Source organism: Vibrio sp. DW001 (assembly GCF_029016285.1).
In the GTDB taxonomy this organism is placed as follows: domain Bacteria; phylum Pseudomonadota; class Gammaproteobacteria; order Enterobacterales; family Vibrionaceae; genus Vibrio.
This window is the reverse complement of the sequence record NZ_CP091975.1, coordinates 252,264-273,851: the sequence shown is the minus strand read 5'-3', so window position 1 is coordinate 273,851 and position 21,588 is coordinate 252,264. Positions and strand designations below refer to the sequence as shown.

15 protein-coding genes and 1 pseudogene are annotated in these 21,588 nt (G+C 42.4%); 1 reads left to right on the top strand and 15 read right to left on the bottom strand.

Translation table 11 applies throughout. The annotated features are described in order from the left end of the window. Window positions 1-15 precede the first annotated feature (15 nt). The 15 genes and pseudogenes from astA to pilM all read right to left on the bottom strand — a co-directional run bounded on the left by astA (window position 16) and on the right by pilM (window position 16,970). Window positions 16-1,035 (bottom strand): arginine N-succinyltransferase, encoded by a 1,020-nt coding sequence (gene astA / locus L3V77_RS01265; protein WP_275135408.1) that lies wholly within the window; start codon window positions 1,033-1,035, stop codon window positions 16-18. A gap of 77 nt (window positions 1,036-1,112) precedes the next feature. After that, window positions 1,113-2,318, bottom strand: a complete 1,206-nt coding sequence (locus L3V77_RS01260) for an aspartate aminotransferase family protein (RefSeq protein WP_275135407.1) — start codon at window positions 2,316-2,318, stop codon at window positions 1,113-1,115. A 406-nt stretch (window positions 2,319-2,724) separates the two neighbouring features. After that, a complete protein-coding gene (locus L3V77_RS01255) occupies window positions 2,725-3,303 on the bottom strand; it encodes an aminodeoxychorismate/anthranilate synthase component II (protein ID WP_275136666.1) in 579 nt (192 codons plus the stop codon). A 124-nt stretch (window positions 3,304-3,427) separates the two neighbouring features. Next, a complete protein-coding gene (locus L3V77_RS01250; RefSeq protein ID WP_275135406.1) occupies window positions 3,428-6,061 on the bottom strand; it encodes an ExeM/NucH family extracellular endonuclease in 2,634 nt (877 codons plus the stop codon). A gap of 415 nt (window positions 6,062-6,476) precedes the next feature. Next, a complete protein-coding gene (trpS, locus tag L3V77_RS01245; protein ID WP_275135405.1) occupies window positions 6,477-7,481 on the bottom strand; it encodes a tryptophan--tRNA ligase in 1,005 nt (334 codons plus the stop codon). A 172-nt stretch (window positions 7,482-7,653) separates the two neighbouring features. Next, complete coding sequence (locus tag L3V77_RS01240; RefSeq protein WP_275135404.1) at window positions 7,654-8,340, bottom strand: phosphoglycolate phosphatase; 687 nt, start codon at window positions 8,338-8,340, stop codon at window positions 7,654-7,656. A 118-nt stretch (window positions 8,341-8,458) separates the two neighbouring features. After that, window positions 8,459-9,133, bottom strand: a complete 675-nt coding sequence (gene rpe / locus L3V77_RS01235) for a ribulose-phosphate 3-epimerase (protein WP_275135403.1) — start codon at window positions 9,131-9,133, stop codon at window positions 8,459-8,461. Between the two features lie 105 nt (window positions 9,134-9,238). Then, window positions 9,239-10,096, bottom strand: a complete 858-nt coding sequence (locus L3V77_RS01230) for a Dam family site-specific DNA-(adenine-N6)-methyltransferase (RefSeq protein ID WP_275135402.1) — start codon at window positions 10,094-10,096, stop codon at window positions 9,239-9,241. 64 nt (window positions 10,097-10,160) lie between these two features. After that, on the bottom strand, window positions 10,161-11,624 hold the full coding sequence (locus tag L3V77_RS01225) for an AAA family ATPase (protein WP_275135401.1): 1,464 nt from the start codon (window positions 11,622-11,624) through the stop codon (window positions 10,161-10,163). A 44-nt stretch (window positions 11,625-11,668) separates the two neighbouring features. Beyond that, entirely contained in the window at window positions 11,669-12,754 is a 1,086-nt protein-coding gene (aroB, locus tag L3V77_RS01220; protein WP_275135400.1) for a 3-dehydroquinate synthase, read from the bottom strand. Between the two features lie 22 nt (window positions 12,755-12,776). After that, entirely contained in the window at window positions 12,777-13,295 is a 519-nt protein-coding gene (gene aroK, locus L3V77_RS01215) for a shikimate kinase AroK (protein WP_195704953.1), read from the bottom strand. A 246-nt stretch (window positions 13,296-13,541) separates the two neighbouring features. Beyond that, window positions 13,542-14,525 (bottom strand): annotated as a pseudogene (gene pilQ, locus L3V77_RS01210) (type IV pilus secretin PilQ); the annotation flags it as partial. Between the two features lie 217 nt (window positions 14,526-14,742). Beyond that, entirely contained in the window at window positions 14,743-15,366 is a 624-nt protein-coding gene (pilO, locus tag L3V77_RS01205; protein ID WP_275135399.1) for a type 4a pilus biogenesis protein PilO, read from the bottom strand. Continuing rightward, entirely contained in the window at window positions 15,359-15,916 is a 558-nt protein-coding gene (locus L3V77_RS01200) for a PilN domain-containing protein (protein ID WP_275135398.1), read from the bottom strand. The genes pilO and L3V77_RS01200 overlap by 8 nt, the downstream gene beginning before the upstream one ends. Beyond that, a complete protein-coding gene (pilM, locus tag L3V77_RS01195; RefSeq protein ID WP_275135397.1) occupies window positions 15,909-16,970 on the bottom strand; it encodes a pilus assembly protein PilM in 1,062 nt (353 codons plus the stop codon). The genes L3V77_RS01200 and pilM overlap by 8 nt, the downstream gene beginning before the upstream one ends. 141 nt (window positions 16,971-17,111) lie before the next feature. Between pilM and L3V77_RS01190 the strand changes: the two genes are divergently transcribed. Then, window positions 17,112-19,691: a PBP1A family penicillin-binding protein gene (locus L3V77_RS01190; protein WP_275135396.1), complete on the top strand. Its 2,580-nt coding sequence runs from the start codon at window positions 17,112-17,114 to the stop codon at window positions 19,689-19,691. Window positions 19,692-21,588 lie beyond the last annotated feature (1,897 nt).

Below are 21,588 nucleotides of genomic sequence, written 5' to 3'. Positions count from 1 at the left end.
CTCAAGCAAGCGTCACTATTGGGTGAGCATCCGAACGTATTCATCATCTTTAACTTCTAATGCCTTTGCCACTTCGGGCGATAAAAGTACGGTATTCGTCTCTTTATCAAAAGCGCCTTTCGCCGCTGTGCCACGGAAGTTCTCAAAAGAAGTGTTAATCATCAGATAGTCTTGCGAGCTGGTATGCTCTCTCACTTTTACCTTGGCTTTAAATGAATCTCGCACGGACACAATATTCATTAGATCGCATTCAACGGTCGGACCTGCGTCAAAGATATCGACATAGTCTCGACAAACAAAACCTTCTCTTTTTAAGAGCTTAAGTGCCGGTACTGTATTCTCGTGAACTTTACCAATAACCGCTTGCGCTTCTTTACTTAGCAAGTTGATATAAATAGGTAGCTTAGGCATAAGGTCTGCAATAAACCCTTTTTTCCCAATACCCGTCAGGTAATCAGCTAAGGTGAAGTCAATGGAGAAGAAGTGTTCTTGCAACCACTGCCAGAAAGGCGAGTTACCATCAGCATCAGATACACCACGCATTTCAGCGAATACTGTTTCAGAAAAACGCTCTGGATGCTCTGCCATGATCAAAAATCGGCACTTAGACATCAAACGTCCATTGAGGCCAGCACGAAAACTTGGTCTTAAAAATAATGTGCATACTTCCGAACAACCCGTGTAGTTGTTACCAAATGTCAGTAACTTAACAATATTATTCACACCAAGCTTAGGAGATGAGTGGACTATTTTACTAATATGGTAGGTATAGAATGGAACATCCCACCCAATCGATGCCTCTATGCCAGTTGTACCGCCTATTTCGCCTGTTTCTGAATCAAAGCCAACCATTAGATACCCTTCATCACCGGGTTCCGTCACATTCGGTTTACTAAAGCTCTCTACCGAATTATTGATTCGATTGGTCAGCAATTCTTCATTTACAGGAAGGGATGTGAATCCATGACCAGACTCGACAGCACATACATGTAGCGCTTCATAGTCCGTATTTTTTATTGGCCTAACAACCAGCATCTGCAATACTCCTCGCAGTTATGGTTCCTAGACTCTAGTTTGTCACCAGAGACTAGGTACTCAAAGTTCCATTTTTCTTACACGATTGAAGCGATAGCCTTATCTAGCTTCGCTAGACCTTCTTCAATATCTTTTTTGTCAATAACAAGTGAAGGCGTGAAACGTACAACGCTCGCACCAGCCACTAACAACATTAAGCCTTCTTTGCCTGCGGCAACAAGCACATCGCGCGCTCTGCCCTGCCACTCATCATTCAAAGCAGCACCGATAAGAAGGCCTTGCCCTCGAATTTCAGCAAAAATATTGTATTTCTCATTAATTTTAGCCAGCCCGTCGCGGAACAGAACTTCTCTTTCTTTCACTCCAGCAAGTGTTTCTGGTTTGCTTACAAGATTAACCACCGCTTCGGCAACTGCACACGCTAATGGGTTACCACCGTATGTTGAACCGTGCGTACCGATTTTTAAGTGAGGAGCAAATTCATCCGTTGTTAACATGGCGCCAATAGGGATACCACCACCCAAAGATTTTGCTGTACTCAAGATATCTGGCGTTACACCCAAACTTTCATAGGCATAAAAGGTACCGGTACGGCCATTACCCGTTTGGACTTCATCAAAAATGAGAAGTGCATTGTGTTTATCACACAATTCACGAACAGTCTGAGCAAACTCTTTACTCGGAGAGACAATACCGCCTTCCCCTTGAAGTGGCTCCATCATAACGGCGCAGGTTTTATCCGATATTTGCGCTTTAAACGCTTCAATATCGTTATAATCTAGGTGAGTAACATTACCCGGTTTCGGACCAAAGCCATCGGAATAAGCGGCTTGACCACCGACGGTTACGGTGAAGAATGTTCGCCCATGGAAGCCTTGTTTAAAGGCGATAATCTCTGATTTATCATCACCGTATTTGTCAACGGCAACACGTCGAGCAAGCTTGAGAGCAGCTTCATTCGCTTCTGCACCCGAATTAGCAAAAAACACTTTGTCCGCAAATGAGATCTCGGTGAGCTTTCTTGCTAAACGTAACGCAGGCTCATTGGTCATAACGTTACTTAAGTGCCAAATCTTATTCGCTTGCTCTGTTATCGCATTCACCATTACTGGATGACAATGACCCAAACAGCTAACCGCAATACCGCCCGCGAAGTCGATATACTCATTACCTTGTTGATCCCATACTCGAGAGCCAACGCCTTTAACAGGAATCATCTCCATAGGGTTGTAACAAGGTACCATCACGTCATTGAACCAATTACGTTCGACTTTCTTATCCATTGATTAACACTCCATATTCGTACTATTGGCCATTTTTAATTCCACAAATGAATTAGCCAACTGGTGATTTATTCTACTCTCGCATTGTATTAACAATTTATTAACTAATTCAATAGCTATTGATACTTATTTTCCAATTACTGTTCAGCGAGAAAGGCCCATTATTGACGATTTATTCATTAATTAGTCACTGTTATAAATAAAATCCCCCAAAATATTACTGTCTAAATCACTTTTTGCAGCAATTTCATACAGTTTATGTATGGCAGTATTTTTAACTGCGCATAAATTTTCATATTTGGATTTTTTTATTTTAGAGAAAAAAAATGTTAAGAAAAGAGATCTTTGACGATTACAGAGAGATTAATAACCCTAAATATAACCAGTAATGAATCTAGTTATTAAGTTAGCGACGTAAGAAATTAGCCAACAGTTCGTGACCTTGTTCTGTTTTAATCGACTCTGGGTGGAATTGGACGGCATCAATAGGTAACGTTTTGTGCTGAAACCCCATAATTTCATCCACAGAACCCTCTTTTTTTTCGGTCCATGCGGTCAGTTCGAAACAGTCTGAAAGTGAACCTGCATCGACAATAAGTGAATGATATCGAGTCACGGTTAAAGGGTCATTCAAGCCTTTAAATACACTTTTATTGTTATGCCGAATAGAAGAGGTTTTCCCATGCATCACTTTACTTGCACGAATAATATCAGCACCAAAGGCTTGAGCGATGGCTTGATGCCCTAAGCAGACGCCCAATATAGGTAACTTGCCAGAGAAGTACTTTATTGCCTCTAATGATATACCGGCCTCATTTGGCGTACACGGACCCGGAGAGATAACAAGGTGAGAAGGGTTAAGCGTATTAATACCTTGAAGGTCAATTTGGTCATTTCTTATCACTTTTACGTCAGCACCAAGCTCGCAAAAATATTGATACAAGTTGTAGGTAAATGAATCGTAGTTATCGATAATGAGTAACATAATGGTCATATAGGCAGTTTTACTAAGGCAGTATTGTGCTATAGGCAAAATGAAAGGCAAGAAAAAACGAACAAAAGAAAAGTAAGGCCAGCCGCGCTGGCCTTTATTAACAAACTAAAAGAGCTTACTTATAAGCTTGCTCACGAGAACGAACAAAGCCAAAACCCGCTAATCCAATAAGTAGAGCAAAACCAACACTGCCCCCTTTCATGTCTAGTTCAAGTACAGCAGGATCATGATCTGATGAACGATAATGGTCTGCGTATTTAGGAAGATCACCAGTGAATTTACTGCTGTATTCAAATAAAGTCGATTCCCCACCATTAATATGCCAATCCACAGCATCGACAACTTTAGCTTCTAATGAATCACTGACTAAGATGTGATCCAGAGAACCCACTTCATCATTGTACGAATAGCTCCATGCTTCTGGGTGGAAAAGGGAAATGGCATTTATATAACCATAACTTTTATTGATCACCCCACCTTCATCGCCATGCAACTCAACACCATCTATGTAAGTATTTCTTGCTGCACGAATGTCACGACCGAGACTTTGCGAATCAAATTCCGTTAGGACAAGCATCGGATCTTCTTTCGCGTAGGAGTTCATATCACCAAGAATGACTTTATGCCCATCAATTTGACTAAGCGCCTCACCCAATGCAACAGCAGCAGAAACACGGAAGTTTTCGCATGACCCTTGACGATCTAGGTCTTTGGTTGCTTGTCCACCATCTTCAATAGGAGCGGCATCTTCCCAACATTTAGAGCCTTTCGATTTAAAGTGATTTATGGCAACAGTTAGCTTATTGTTGCCATGCTTACCTTTTATGCCTTTTACTTTAAACGTTGGCGCTAGAGAATCACGTTGATAGTTCTTACCATCCTCAATGACTTTACCATCTGAATCTTTTACTTCTGGTGCTTGCTGAGATGGCATTAGGATGACTCTAGATTCAACTAACTTCACCGCTTTAGGACGATAAATAACGCCAACAGCAATGGCATCGGTTCCGACAGAATCATTCGCATCTATCACACCGTCAGCATTACCATCGTATGAAACAAAAGCATACTGATTTTTTTTCTTAGAGATGTGGCTATTAACTTGATCGAGCAATTGCTTGATTGCTGATTTCTCACCAAATCCATTGTTCTCAATTTCCATAAGACCAATGATATCCGCATCTAATCGAAGAATAGCTTGAACAATTTTCTCCTGTTGCAACTCAAAATCTTCTTGCGTTGTCGCACCACGGTTACTGCCAAATTGATTACTATCTCCACCAAAAGGCGAGTTAAAGTAGTTAAGTACGTTAAATGTTGCTATTCGAAGATCACCTTCATATAACTCAGGCGAATCGGTTCTCGGTGATAGATGTTCAAAGTTTTCTGCCGTTACCGTATTGGTAACGATCATGCGAAAATCGCCATATGTGTAAGCAAGCACACCTTCTAAACCATCGACTCTGTCATTGATTCGAATATAGTCTTCTGTAGAACCATCTGAATCCGCGTCGGTTCTAGCAAAGTCAGGATAATATGGGATCACACCATTTGGCGCTTTTTCATCTGAGTCGACAAATAGACGTTTAATCGTATTCTGTTCAGATTGATCATCCGCTTCTTCAGACCCGGCCACATATAATTGGTTAGGCTGCATATTAGGGCGACCCTGTGCAAGAACCATGTTATTTCTGCGTGAGCCATAATCATAACCAAAGGTTCTTGTCACACGCATATCAAGGTTGGCATCGGTTTTCACCAACATACCTTCATAGCGTTCAAGTGTTTGTTCAAAATCCTGATCTGTGCTGCTCATTTTCATTGCTGTTGCTTCAGGTACACTTTGTTCAGAAAGCTTAACCCAATCATCCTTATCAATAGAAAGCTGCGTATTTGAGTAGTACTCCTTAACTTTGCCGTAAGCACAAACCACATCACCGGCAACCACTTCTGATGACGAGCTATTGGTAAAGACAAATAAACCTTCAGAGGTTTTTGGGTTGGAATCAGCGGTCAATGATTGTAAGAAGAAGCCTTTAGTAATGGAATTGGTGACGGCTGTAACAACACCTTTAACAAAGTAGCTATCATTGCTGTTGTATGAATCTTCAGCCAACAGAGGTGATGCATCCCCCTCACCCTGAATATCGGAAATACGGGTATATAATGGCTCCTGTCCATCAACCTTACAGTCAAATGCGACAGGCATAGGCAATTCTTCTAAAAGGCCTAGATTGGTGATGTCATCTTTTTCTAAAGAGTCCCAATCACTTGCTGAATAGTTAGCCGAAGGGTTATGAGCAGAAGACTTTCTAACTAATGTGACATCTTTTCCCCAATCTACGTCTCCCATCACGCCGATGACATCATGCACGCTACGGTCAGAAGCATTGAGTATTGCAATAGGGTCATCTCCATTATGATTGATGACTCCGTTGTCTGTAAAATCGGTTACGGCTTGAATTTCGGCGTTCGCTTGAGAGTTTGAAAACACCACCACATCATTAGCGCCGATGGTCACATCATCTAGTATATAATCATTCGCCCAAATCCCATTTCCGTTTGCAGATTTAGCGAGAATATAGCCTTCTAACGTCACCGCCTCCGAACCAGTATTCGCAATCTCAATCGCTTTGTTAAAACTTCCACCTTCAACATACTGAGAAATAAAAATCTCGGCCGATGTGGAATATGAAACAGCACATAACGCTGTAGCTAAGACACTCTTTTTAAAAAAGTTATTATCCATAATTCACCTTCTAACTCGCCACACATAAAACACAGTGTTGGTTAGCTAATATCTTTATTGTTGTATTTAATTCGAACAGCTCAATCGAATTACTAGTATTTGTGATGTAAATCAATCCTAGAATTTACATCACAAATACTAGAGCAAAGTTCAACAAGGTAATGTGAATGTAATGCTTTACTTTTTTGACAATTTTAAATTTGGAACCAATTTCATTAAATATGAGAAAGCAATCGATAACTTTTACGCCAAAACAACGATCTAGCCTCTAATAATTTGGTGCATTATCAATATTGAGAACCCTATTTTTCCGGATTGATTCAATACATTGTAAAAAATGGATTTTTAGATATAAAAAACCACCATTTAAGGTGGTTTTTACTTTTTTAATTGCGTACTTATTCGTGAATGAATACTAAGGACGAGTAACAAATCCCACCGCTTCATAGACTTTCTTCAACGTGATAGCAGCACGCTCAGACGCCTTATCCGCGCCCATTTTCATCACTGAATCAAGATAGGCTCTGTCATTTCGAATACGCTTGTATTCCGCTTGTACAGGTTCAAGCATTGAAACCACCACCTCTGCTACATCACCCTTTAGGTGTCCATACATCTTGCCTTGATATTCGGCTTCAATTTCTGCAAAGGTTTTGCCTGTTGCCCCAGACATAAGGCCCATCAGGTTAGCGATACCCGGTTTATTTTCAATATCGTAAATCACGCGCGGTGGGTCTTCTGGGTCAGTAACCGCGCTCTTTATCTTCTTGGTGATAGACTTTGGATCTTCAAGAAGCGTAATAACGTTTTTACGATTATCATCCGATTTCGACATTTTCTTCGTCGCATCTTGAAGGCTCATCACTCGCGAACCGACCTCAGGAATGTAGGGTTCAGGCACGACAAAGGTTTCACCATAGATGTTATTAAAGCGATTCGCGATATCACGTGCGAGTTCTAGGTGTTGCTTTTGGTCACTACCAACAGGAACTTGCTCGGCCTGATAGACGAGAATATCCGCTGCCATTAATACTGGGTAGTCATATAGACCCACGTTGATATCGTTCGCGTAACGCTTTGATTTATCTTTAAACTGAGTCATGCGGTTTAGCTCACCCATTTGGGTATAGCAGTTAAGAATCCAACCGAGTTGTGCATGCTCAGGAACATGCGACTGAACAAACAAAGTGCTTTTTTCTGGAGTTACACCAACAGCGAGGCAAATTGACAGTGCGTCTAAGGTTGCTTGATAAAGCTTTTTCGCATCTTGACGAACGGTAATCGCATGCAGATCTACAACACAATATTGGCAATCATAATCATCTTGCATTCGCTGCCACTGACGTAGAGCACCTAAGTAGTTACCAATACTTAGTTCACCTGATGGTTGAACACCACTTAATACGATAGGTTTGCTCATTTTTATGATTTCCTTTGCTTACTTATAAACTTTAGTTAATTGCCCTCATATCTAGCTAAACGCCTTAATATTTAGGAGTATTATCTTAATTTTCAATAACATTACACCCAAGTACCTTGACGTAACTTGGGTGTAATCCAGTGTACTCATTGAGGCGCATAATTCCAGAGTTTTACACTGACTCTGGCAATATTTCTAATAATGTCGAGAGTTGGTCTGCAACAATATCCGGATTGGAATCAGAAAGGGGCTCACCATGGTTGTAACCATACGTCAGACCAAACGAAAGGCAACATGCATTCTTCGCGGCTAAAATATCATGCTTTGAATCCCCTACCATGAGCATCTCGTCCGCCGAAAAACCATGTTTTTCAAGTAGCCAGTTCAATGCAATAGGGTCGGGTTTACGTTTGGGAAAATCTTCACCACCAATGACATCGGAAAAGAAGTGTGTAAGCCCATGTTGCTCTAGAATTTCAGGCACGAATTTGGAAGGCTTATTGGTAACCAATGACATGATATACCCACGTTGTTGCAACTGACACAAAGTATCAAAAACAGTAGGGTAAAGAGGGCTCAGTTTATGACCACTCTCCGCATAAAAACGATCAAACATCTCTCGCGCTTTCTTAATTTCATCTGAGCTTAAGTTTTCATCTACGTGGATATTTCGACTAAGACCTCTAGCAATAAGTACGTCAGCACCGTTTCCTACCCAATCACGTACTTGAGTCTCTTCGATAGGGTCATGACCTAACGCTTGTACTGTTTGATCTACCGCGAAGGCTAAATCCGGCACGCTATCTAATAACGTCCCATCCAAATCAAAGGCGATAAATTTTACTTTCTCAAATGACATTTTGTTCTCCATAACGAGAGTCATACATCTTATTTTTATCAAAATCCCCCGTCATTCCCGTGAAAACGGGAATCTAGACGGTTCTAGGTCCCCCCACTTTCGTGGGGATGATGAAATTCTAGCTTTTCACTTTAGCCAACTCTGCACGCATCTCATCAATGACCGCTTTATAATCAGGCTGATTAAAAATTGCAGAACCAGCAACAAACATATCGGCACCTGCTTCCGCTATCTCACGGATATTGTCGACCTTAACACCACCATCAATTTCCAATCGAATATCACGACCAGATGCTTTAATACGCTGGCGAATATCATTCAATTTATCTAGAGAGCTTGGAATAAATGATTGACCACCAAAGCCAGGGTTAACCGACATCAATAGAATCATATCGATCTTGTCCATCAGGTAGTCAAGATAATGCAAAGGGGTCGCGGGGTTAAACACCACTCCAGCTTGACAGCCACACTCTTTGATTAGCTGAATGCTTCTATCTAGATGATCGGTCGCTTCTGCATGCACGGTAATCATGGTTGCGCCAGCTTTTGCAAAATCGGGGATAATTCGGTCAACAGGCTTAACCATTAAATGCACATCAATTGGAGCGGTAATACCATAGTCTCGAAGCGCTTTACAGATTGGCGCGCCGAACGTGAGGTTTGGTACGAAATGATTGTCCATTACATCAAAATGCACAACATCAGCGCCTGCGGCGAGCACTTTTTCTACATCGTCACCTAAACGGGCAAAATCTGCAGATAAAATTGAAGGGGCAATAAGAAAATCTTTCATACTCGGTCTCTTTATAGAATTGGGCGAAATGTGGTCGCAATTCTACCTAAGGAAACCAAGAGATCATAGTGCTAAGTGGCCTGAAATTGGGATAAGTGATAACCCTTATACAAGGCTCATTTTAACCCTATCGTCTGATATTTCTTCTGGTGGCGTAAACAGAGCAAAAAGTTCATCCACTTTCTTTCGACCTGCACCGTTACGACTGATAGTACGCTTTACTTGAATGGTATCTAGCTCTGCACCTTTGTACAGGCGGCGAGTATGAGCTGTATCGTGATTTGAGATAAGCACTGGGATACCCCGTTTTTTAGCTGTACGCTCAGAGATTTCAGCTAAGGTCGCTTGATCATCAAGCGTAAATCCATTGCCCGAATAGGAAGTAAAGTTTGCCGTATTTGATAATGGAGCGTAAGGCGGATCACAATAAATAACGCTACCCTTCCGTGCTCGTGAAAAGGTATCGGTATAACTTTCACATACAAATGTTGCCTTTTTTGCCTTTTCAGCAAAAAAAATCAGCTCTTTTTCTGGGAAATAAGGTTTTTTATAAGAACCAAACGGGACATTAAATCCGCCTTTTTTGTTGTATCGACATAGCCCATTAAAGCCAAATCTATTCATATACAAAAAAGCCGTCGACCGAAACCAGACATCGTCAGTTGCATTGAACTGCGCTCGAATATCGAGATAGAACTCTTTTCTATTACTCGAAGGTTTAAAGAACCTTCTGGATTCTTCGATATATTTTTCTGGTTCTGTTTTTACCAAATTATAGATATTAATCAGATCCAGATTTATATCTGCAAGCAGATATTCTTCATAATCGGTATTCAAAAAAACAGAACCCGCACCAACAAATGGTTCGATCAATTTTTTTGCAGGTGGCAGGTGGCTTTGTATATTTTCAATAAGCCCATATTTCCCACCAGCCCATTTCAGAAAGGCACGTTGCTTCTTCATTTACCGCTTCAAACCACCGACTAATTCACAAGGTTGCGGACTGTAACACATTTTAAGCTTAGCGTTAATTTGCACGCTCAATTTCTCTGTGTACTTGCAGCATAGATTTGGCCCACGGCTCTAAATCTTGCACGGCCTGAGGTAACTCAACCCTTGCGTTACGTGCTTCTTGAATAGTGGTGAAATCCTTATAAGTGACGATAAACCATTGAGTATCTCCGCGACTTGTAGGGTAAATTCTAACGTCTTTTTCTATACCATATTTGGTGACAAATCTTTGCGTTTCATCCAAAGACTGAAGCGCGGCAATTTGCAGTGTATAATTTCTGTCAGACACCGCCATTAACTCTTGCTTAGAAAACGAAAAGGTCACTAGAGGTGGCGCGCCCTTGTCTCGTTTAAATTCGGTTTGGGCAACAGGAGGCGCCTGCTCTAACTGAGCTTGAAGCACAGCATCATCGATAACTTGCGAGTTTGATGTATCACCTTCTAACAGAGCGTCAACCACCACCGAAGGCACGACCACTCGTTGACCATCATCAGATTGACCCACGGTCGCAGAACTGTTGGTAATTGCAGGCGGTAAAGATTTGGAATCATCAACGGCACCGGTTTCGTCCATCATTTCTTGACTGCCTGATAACGATGTATTGTTATCTTCAAGGGTTTCGATTGTCGGTATGGCCGTTTGCTCCACTGGTTGACCATCAATGTCAGTCGTCGAGTTTTCTGTTGTTGGCCCAGATTGGCTATAAAACCAAAAGTAGCCGCCAAAGATAAGCAAAAATAAAATGAGTACCAAAGCCGCTATTTTCATTGGAGAGCCAATAATTGAGCGAATGATTATTCGTTTTTCCACTTTACTTTCTCCTAATGCCATCAAAGCACCTGGTAGCGGTGGCGTTTTTTTAACTTTGTTCCGAACCTTTCGTTTCTCATCTTCTCCCGATACATATTTTAATACCAAGAGCTCCATAAACATTTCTATTTCTTTAGCCGACAACGGCTCTACCTCTAATGTGAGGGGTTTTGTTTCTTGGCCATAGCTCAAACGAGATAAAACACTATCCAAACCATTACCTGTAGTAAACAACACTACATTAATATTCCATTGCGGGTTAACTTGTGCCTGTAACACCAGCGTCCATAACTCTGCTAATAACGCTTCACTTAATAACTGCGCGTCATCAACAACAATAACAACATCGCACGGGTTATCTTCAATCATTCGGCTGAAGCTATCGGCAATGGCGTCATTTTCATTAAAAAGTGGACTGGGGACTATTTGATTTAACAGTATGGCTCGCTTTTGTGCATCCGACTGGTTGGCATGGCACATAACAAGGGATTGATTTTTGTCTTGAGCCCAAGCTTCTAAATAGCGTTGTGCTATCCAAGATTTACCGGAGTTTTTATCTCCGGTAATATTGGTTAAGTTAGAACCAAATCGCGTTAGTAGTCGTAAACGATCCAGCAATTCTATTTGCGACTCTAAATCTAAAACACGCAACTCGTGGGCCAAACTCATTCAAGCTATCCTATTAAGTTCAAGTTAATAAATTAGATAATAAATCAACGCCGACAAAAATCTATCGCTTGCTCAATCTTCTCACTTGGAACATTAGACACGACATCAGCACAACCAATACCCGTTGGAAGAACAAGGCGTAGTTGGCCAGATAGTACTTTTTTATCACGCATCATATGTTTCATAAAGTCATCAAAAGACATCGACTCTGGTGTGTGTACTGGTAACTTTGCTTGCTTAAGTATAGCGATTATTCTTTCAAGTTGCTGTTCTGTAATCAAACTCTGTAGCTGGGCTGTCTTAGCCGCCATCACAGTTCCAGAAGAAACAGCTTCTCCATGTAACCAATTGCCATAACCTAATTCAGCTTCTATTGCATGTCCGAACGTATGACCAAGATTTAGCAGAGCTCGAATACCAGACTCTTTTTCATCTTGCTCGACAACTTCGGCTTTAATTGCACAGCAACGAGCAATAGCATAAGTAAGTGCTTGCTTATCTTGTGCGTAAAGCTTATCCATATTTTCTTCTAGCCAAACAAAGAAATCTTGATCATAAATGATGCCATATTTAATGACTTCGGCCATACCCGCCGCAAACTCTCTCTCTGGAAGCGTCGCCAAACAATTGGTATCAATGATGACGGATTTAGGCTGATAGAACGCCCCAATCATATTTTTGCCAAGAGGGTGATTAACCGCAGTTTTACCACCAACAGATGAATCTACCTGTGATAATAACGTGGTTGGTACCTGAACAAAATCAACACCACGTTGGTAACAGGCCGCTACAAAGCCAACTAAATCACCGATAACTCCGCCACCTAACGCAACGAGGGTTACATCTCGTGAAAAGTTACCTTCCAACAAAAAGCTCATAACGGTCTCAAATGTTTCAAGCGTTTTATATTTTTCGCCATCCGGTAGCTCTAGCACTGAAACATCACAGCCTTGCTTCTCTATAAGCGAAACAACTTTATCTGCGTATAGCGGAGCAACCGTCACATTACTGACAACGACAACTTTTTTGTTAGGGGATAAAAAAGAAAAGTACGCCGAGTTATTAAATAACTCGGCGCCGATAGAGATAGGGTAGCTTCGTTCACCAAGATCAACCGTGATCTTTTCCATGGTTTGCTCTCCGTAATTGAACTTAACGTTCTTCTAGCATTTTTACGATTTGATTTGCTACTACTTTAGCACTTTGATCATCAGTACGAACAGTATAGTCCGCCACTTCTTCATACAAAGTATTACGCTCACCAGCGAGTGATTCCAAAACTTCTTTTGGGTCATCCGTTTGTAATAGTGGACGTTTTTTGTCTCTGTTTGTACGAGCTAATTGCTTTTCGATTGTTGTTTCAAGATACACAACAATGCCTCGAGCAGATAGACGATTGCGGTTATCTTTACTTTTAACCGAACCACCCCCCGTCGCTAGAACAATACCTTGTTGTTCAGTTAGGTCGTTAATAACCGTTTCTTCGCGTATGCGGAAACCATCTTCACCTTCAACATCAAATACCCAAGCAATGTCTGCGCCTGTGCGTTCTTCGATAACTGTATCTGAGTCCAAAAACTCCATATGCAGTTGCGATGCTAGGTGTCTACCTATTGTACTTTTGCCGGCGCCCATTGGGCCAACAAGAAAAATATTACGTTTTTCAGCCATGTTCAACATTAATTTACAGCGTTAATTCAATGTCATTGCCACTCGTTAGGTTGCTAATTAATTTCAGCGAACTTCATTGGTGACACCGATCCCTCACAGTACTGTCGTGATAAGACCCGAAATTATCTAGATCTGCTGACCGTAATGCAACCTAATTTTACTTTGTTTTCTTAATTTCATCAAAAATCATGTAAGTAATACACAAGAATAAATCAACAAAAACAAATTAAATCAATTAATTAGGAGCTAATTATCTATTATTTTTGGTGTGACAAATATAAGTAATTCTCTTTTCATTTCATTGTCATAATTGCGCTTGAATAGCCTTCCCACTATCGGTATATCACCAAGCAACGGCACTTTATCAACGGAACGTATGCTGGTGGTTTGAAAGATACCGCCTAAAACAATTGTTTCACCATTGTTCACAATGACCTGCGTATCGATCCTTTGTGTATCAACCGCAACCGCTTCACCCGTTCCGGTCTTTACAATCTGACCAGGTCTATCTTGAGTGACAAGTAAATCTAAGATGATCTGATTCTTTTCTACCACTTGGGGGGTTACCTTTAAGCTCAAGACTGCTTTTCTAAACTTAACCGTTGCTGCGCCACTCTCACTCGACTCTAGATAGGGAATCTCTGTACCTTGCTCAATATAGGCCGGCTTTTTATTCATAGTCAGTAGCCTAGGGCTTGAAATAACCTCTGCCTTAGATTCTGACTGAAGTGCCGAAAGCTCTAGATCAAGCAAAGTGGCGGAGCTTAACTTTGCAATCTGAAATGCGATACTCGACGAGTTAACCGATGTACTACCAAGATTCACATTGAGATAATCATTAATATCGGACCCGGAAGAATCATCGCCAGATGGGCCAATACCAGCAATGCCTTCAATCGAGCCACCGATAACGAGGTGGTCTTTTTTTGATGACACTCCCCAACGCACACCGAGTTCTTCGATGTTACCTTCATTAATGATGGCTATACGTGCTTCAATCTCGACCTGCCTTACAGGTACATCAATTCGATGGATAATCTCTGTAATTTCTTTGATCGGTTCTGGCCTCTCTTTCAAGATTATAATATTCGTTCTTTCATCAAAACTGATACTGCCTTGTTCACTGAGCAGGCTTCTGTCACCATTGCCCTCAATTAACTGCATGACGTTCGCTGCATTCGCATAACGCAGTTTGATAAATAGGGTTTCCAGATCTCCCGCCTTAACTTTTTTGTTACGTTTAAACAGCGGCTTGCTTAGAGTAGGAGAAACTAATGGGGCAGTACTTTCTGTTGTAAAGGGATCTCTTATTTTTTCCACTTGGTTTGTCTTGGCGGCGTTCTTAACATGGATAGCATTGGTTTTGATCTCTTTTCCATGCAACCTCTCAAGGTAGTAGGCTTGAGCCGCTAATATCAAAAAACCTAATAGCAGACAGCGTTTGTTCTCATTCATTAGCACTTACCACTGCCTGATATTGGAACGTATACGCTGTCATCGTCGCTTTCAACATTCCTCTACTGCTTCGCTCTTTTTTCAAATGAAACTGGTCAAGTACTACCACCGTTTTTAGCTGTGCTATTGCCTGTGAAAGGGAAACAAAATCGCCGTATCGTCCACTTAATTCAACATGTATAGGTATTCGATATAAGAAACGAAAAGGTTCTTTTTTGCCCCATTTTATCTGAATAATATCAAGGTTATCTCGCTTAGAAAGTTGGCTTATCGAAGCGAGTACGTTTGAGAGGTTATTCTCGTCAACCATACTGTCTAAAAATAGGGCGAGTTGTTTATCTTGGACATCAATGGTTTGATTTAAAAACGGCAATTGCGTCAAGCGTTTCTTTTTAGCCGCTATCATCGTTTGCATTTCAATATATGAATCGGTTAGACCATCAAATTCATCTATTTTGGGAACGATGAAAAACCAACACATTATCGCTTGAGAAATAAGAGATATCCCCCCTAAAAAACCCGCTTTAAAAAAGATTGGCCACTGCACGACATCTTCTATCTTTAGCTGTTTCAGTTGTAGGATGTACGCTGCCCAACTCATTCTGCAACTATTCATTGAATGCTCTCCTGTTCTGATCAAAACGAAATGAAAGCGAAAAGTCATGCTGATCAGGGTTTTGATTCTTTGCTGCAATGGAGTCAACTTCAAACTCAAAGACGGCAGAACTGCTTTTCAATGCCTCTGCGAATACGTTTACCAAGCTCACTTCATTTGTGACTCCTTTCAAAATTATATCGTCGCGTTGAATACTTAACTCTTCTAAAAAGAGAGCATCAGGAATAAGCGGAGGTAACTGTCGTAAAGCAAAGGCAACAAGGTACCTACTCTCTTGTATTTCTATAATATGGCTCAGGTTTTCACTTGTTTTTTGTTGCTGTACCTCTAAGGAAGCTAACCGAGTCAAACGTTGATTTAACGCTTGTTGAAGGGCTTTGAGCTCAATCAATGACGCCTGAATTTCTGTTACCTTAGATTGGAAGTAGCGATTAATGAAAAACTGTGAAAATACCGTGACAGCGGTAATCATAACCACCAATCGCAAGAAACGTCGTTTACTCTGTCTCTTTTCTTCTACGCGCCACGGAAATAAATTAATTCTATGCATCACATCGGCCCTTATTCCAGATATCGTAGCCAACCGCGATTCCAATTGCCTTTGCATAACTATTAAGTTCTGTAAAATCTTTTTCTGAATCAACCAAGTCCGCTAGCTTTAACCACTCAATTTCAATGATTAGTGAATCAAATTGATTTAGTTGGTTGGGGTTATTACGTTTCCTCTCATCATTGAAGCGTTGGCCTATTTGAAAACAAGGATAAGCTGAGCCACCGACTTCTGCATTCAACCAGAACTTGAACTTATCAAATACCTGCCCTGAGATAAGCATTGATTCCAGTTCACAAGATAAGCTCTGACTCAATTGTTCAAAGAATGGCTCATCACCTAATGCCTTCAGCGTAGATAGCCCTAATGGCAATGATTTAATATGAGTAAAGTGACCTTGGTTCAAACAGCACATTGTTGTGCTGTCCTCTTCGATATGGAGCAAACCATGTCGAATCTTTTTTTCCTCATTTAGTGTGCTTGGTTCTGCTTCACTTAATCGTTCAGCAGTGGCTTTTTTTTCTATTAAATACAGTAATGCTGATAAGCTTTGACCTTCACTACTTATGAATACCGGTTTGAAGCCAGCTCGGTATAGTGCATTTATTCGAATTTCTACGCCTTCACGAGAGGTCGCATAAACTGCCATTTCTGTCGTCGATGAATTTATTCCGTTTTTACCATCAATTTTTACAAAATCAATGTTAAGATCTTGTATAGGTATTGTGAATTCTATAGATAACGCTTGTTCAACCGCGAATTGAATTTCAGCCGCTATTAATTTCGAATCAATATTGATAACGCTATGAAATACCTCGTTATCGGGTATAAAAATGGCGACATTTGAACGAAACCTAGGTAACTTCTGTTTTAAAATTTGGAGTTTTTTTACAATTTCTTGATGATTAAACAAATTAGTTTCGGAAAATAGCGCAGTGGACGAGATGATTTGTTGATAAGACTTTAGAATATACCGTTCGCTACTTGCGTTCAGTACAATAGCTTTTAGGTGAAAACGACCAATATCAATACCTATTATCAATGATTCTCCCATGTTGATCTTGCTCCATTTAAAGGTCTTGAGTGAGTCAGAAAAATAAATTTTGAGGCCATAGTTAAATGCCTTGTGCTAAGCTCTCGCCTTAATGTACTCGGATTCGTAACTAGACGACCTCAACCAATCAGGAAATTTTCGGTGAAGTTCATAAAGCGATTACTCATACTTTCAGTGATTTGCATCATTCTTGGAATGACTACAATCTTTGGCTTCTATTTTTACTTGAAGCCTCAACTTCCAGATGTGGCAACATTAAAAGATGTCGAGTTACAAACACCCATGCAGGTGTATAGCAAAGACAATAAACTCATCGCTCAGTTTGGCGAAAAGCGCCGAATTCCTCTTCATTTAGAAGATATGCCCGATGAGCTTCTAGAAGCAATTATCGCAACGGAAGATAGCCGTTTTTACTCGCATTTTGGCATAGACCCTATCGGTATCACCCGTGCAGCTGTTGTTGTGATCATGTCAGGCTCAGCAAAACAGGGGGCGAGTACCATTACGCAACAACTAGCTCGAAATTTTTTCTTATCTAACGAAAAGAAATTGATCCGTAAAATCAAAGAAATGTTCATTGCATTTCATATTGAGCAGTTGCTAACGAAAGATGAGATTTTAGAGCTCTATCTAAACAAGATTTACTTAGGTCACCGTTCTTATGGTGTCGGTGCCGCCGCACAAGTCTATTTTGGAAAGGAAGCAAAAGACCTATCACTAAGTGAAGTTGCGCTTATTGCTGGTTTACCTAAAGCCCCTTCCACGATGAACCCTATCTACTCGATTGACCGCGCAACGACGCGACGCAATGTTGTACTGTCTCGAATGCTCGATGAAAAATACATCACCCAAGAAGAGTTTGAAGCAGCACGAAACGAAGAACTGACTGGACGCTCCTTCGGAGCAGAAATAGAGGTTAATGCTCCGTATATTGCGGAGATTGCGCGTGCATGGATGGTAAATAAATATGGTGAGAATGCGTATACATCCGGAATGCGAGTGTTCACCTCCGTCGACTCTACGTTACAAAAGACCGCTCAAACCGCGGCTATTAAAAATTTACTTAACTATGATGAAAGGCATGGTTATCGAGGTGCTGAGCAAGAAGTGTGGGCACAAGGTGCAACACCATTTACTGAAGATGAACTAGAGCGGCACCTAAAGAGTCAACCAAGCTACGGCGAACTAAGACCAGCAATAGTGACGTCAGTAGACTCAAAAACAGCTAAAATTTATATCAAGAGCCGTGGATATTCGGAACTCTCTTGGGACGCAATGAAGTGGGCGAGAAGATTTATCACCGACGATCGACAAGGATCGGCCCCTAAAAAGGCAGCAGAGATCTTAGCTTCCGGTGAGCAGATCTGGGTAAGGCCACTCATAGTAAAAGAACCGTCTAGCGATAAGAGTGAAGCAGAAAGCACAACACAAGAACCCGTTTGGAAACTCAGCCAGGTTCCTAACGCCAACACCGCTTTTGTTGCCATCAACCCGAACGATGGCGCGGTTTTATCCCTCGTTGGTGGCTTCAACTTCGTCCACAACAAGTTCAACCGAGCAACACAATCTGTTCGACAGGTTGGTTCTGGTATCAAACCTTTCATCTACTCTGCAGCAATTGATAAGGGCATGTCATTGGCAACTCTAATTAACGATGCACCGATCAATAAATGGGATGAGGGTGGAGGCACCGCATGGCGACCAAAAAATTCACCTCCAACATACGTAGGACCAGCGCGTATGCGCATTGGCTTGGCACAATCTAAAAATGTCATGGCAGTCAGAGTGCTTCGAGCGGTTGGCCTAGAGGATACTCGTCACTTTTTAACCCGCTTTGGCTTTGAGCTAGATAAGATACCGAAATCAGAGACCATCGCTCTTGGTGCTGGTAGTCTAACGCCGATAAAATTGGCACAAGGATATTCCGTTTTCGCTAATGGGGGCTACTATGTTGAACCTTATTATATCTCGAAAATAGAAGGCCCTTTTGGTGATTTAGAATACCAAGTAGAACCGACGGTAGTGTGTAAAAATAACTGCGCCAATCAAACCGTTGATGTTGCTTCTGCCAGTAATTCAAGCTCAGAGTTTAATGAAGTTGACGTCACAGATGAAGAAAAGCAACAGCACTATGCACCACAAGTGATTACAGAGCAGAATGCGTTCTTGGTCAGAGAACTGCTTTACAGTAACGTTTGGGGTGGAGGTGACTGGTCAAAAGGAACGGGTTGGAATGGCACAGGTTTCAGAGCTCAAAAATTGGGTCGAAGAGATATAGGTGGTAAAACAGGTACAACCAACGACTCCAAAGATGCTTGGTACAACGGCTTTGGTCCGGGTGTTGTCGCGGTATCATGGGTTGGATTTGATAACCATAATCGGAAACTAGGCCGCACCAGCAGAAATGCTAATTTGAGCAAAAATGAACAAGCTCCGGGTGGAGAAGCGGGTGCAAAAACGGCCCAGTTCGCTTGGATCGACTTTATGAGAGTCGCGTTAGAAAATGTGCCACAAGAAAGAAAAGTGACCCCTCCGGGAATTGTCCGTATTCGTATCGATAGAGATTCTGGGCTTCTCACTAAAAAGTCAGGCTCTTCTTCTATGTTTGAGTACTTCGAACAAGGCACAGAACCCAAAGAGTATATCGAAGAATCCAACCGTGACGAGTTGGACTTCTACTCAGCCCAAGGTGAATCAGGTGAAGAGGAGTCGCTCTTCTAAACTCTGAACTAACTCTGGGATAAACCCTAGCGCACAGCTTAATGAGTTGAATATTCCCTGAACCTAAATCTGTCATTCCCAAATACCCGTCATTCCCGTGAAAACGGGAATCTCCTCGTGCCATCGTGATTCCCTCCTTCGAGGGAATCACGATGGCACGAGGAAATGACAACGGGCCGGAAGAGTGACGACAGGGCGAAGGAGCAATGACAGGAGAAGGATTGGTTTTATTCGGCCAAACGAATGACACTGCTCCTAATTTCCCACCACTCCCAAATACCCGTCATTCCCGTGAAAACGGGAATCCCCTCGCACCAGATGCCCTTCTTCGAGGGAATGACGATGGCACGAGGAAATGACAACGGGCCGGAAGAGTGACCACAGGGCGAAGGAGCAATGACAGGAGAAAGATTGGTTTTATTCGGCCAAACGAATGACACTGCTCCTAATTTCCCACCACTCCCAAATACCCGTCATTCCCGTGAAAACGGGAATCCCCTCGCACCAGATTCCCTCCTTCGAGGGAATGACTATGGCACGAGGAAATGACAACGGGCCGGAAGATTAACGACAGGGCGAAGGAGTTACGACAGTGAGGGATTGGATCTATTCGGCCAAACGAATAACACTGCTCCTAATTCCCCACCACTCCCAAATACCCGTCATTCCCGTGAAAACGGGAATCCCCTCGCACCAGATTCCCTCCTTCGAGGGAATGACTATGGCACGAGGAAATGACAACGGGCCGGAAGATTAACGACAGGGCGAAGGAGTTACGACAGTGAGGGATTGGATCTATTCGGCCAAACGAATAACACTGCTCCTAATTCCCCACCACTCCCAAATACCCGTCATTCCCGTGAGAACGGGAATCTCCTCGCACCAGATTCCCTCCTTCGAGGGAATCACGATGGCACGAGGAAATGACAACGGGCCGGAAGAGTGACGACAGGGCGAAGGAGTGACGACAGTGAGGGATTGGATCTATTCGGCCAAACGAATAACACTGCTCCTAATTCCCCACCACTCCCCCGTCACGGGAATCACTCCCCAAATACCCGTCAAAACGACACGGGAATCTCCTCGCACCAGATGCCCTTCTTCGAGGGAATGACTATGGCACGAGAAAATGACAACGGGCCGGAAGAGTGACGACAGGGCGAAGGAGCAATGACAGGAGAAGGATTGGTTTTATTCGGCCAAACGAATGACACTGCTCCTAATTCCCCACCACTCCCAAATACCCGTCATTCCCGTGAAAACGGGAATCCCCTCGCACCAGATTCCCTCCTTCGAGGGAATGACTATGGCACGAGGAAATGACAACGGGCCGGAAGAGTGACGACAGGGCGAAGGAGTTACGACAGTGAGGGATTGGATCTATTCGGCCAAACGAATAACACTGCTCCTAATTCCCCACCACTCCCAAATACCCGTCATTCCCGTGAGAACGGGAATCTCCTCGCACCAGATTCCCTCCTTCGAGGGAATCACGATGGCACGAGGAAATGACAACGGGCCGGAAGAGTGACGACAGTGAGGGATTGGATCTATTCGGCCAAACGAATAACACTGCTCCTAATTCCCCACCACTCCCAAATACCCGTCATTCCCGTGAAAACGGGAATCCCCTCGCACCAGATTCCCTCCTTCGAGGGAATGACTATGGCACGAGGAAATGACAACGGGCCGGAAGATTTAACACTGCTCCTAATTCCCCACCACTCCCAAATACCCGTCATTCCCGTGAAAACGGGAATCTCCTCGCACCAGATTCCCTCCTTCGAGGGAATGACGATGGCACGAGGAAATGACAACGGGCCGGAAGAGTGACGACAGGGCGAAGGAGTGACGACAGTGAGGGATTGGATCTATTCGGCCAAACGAATAACACTGC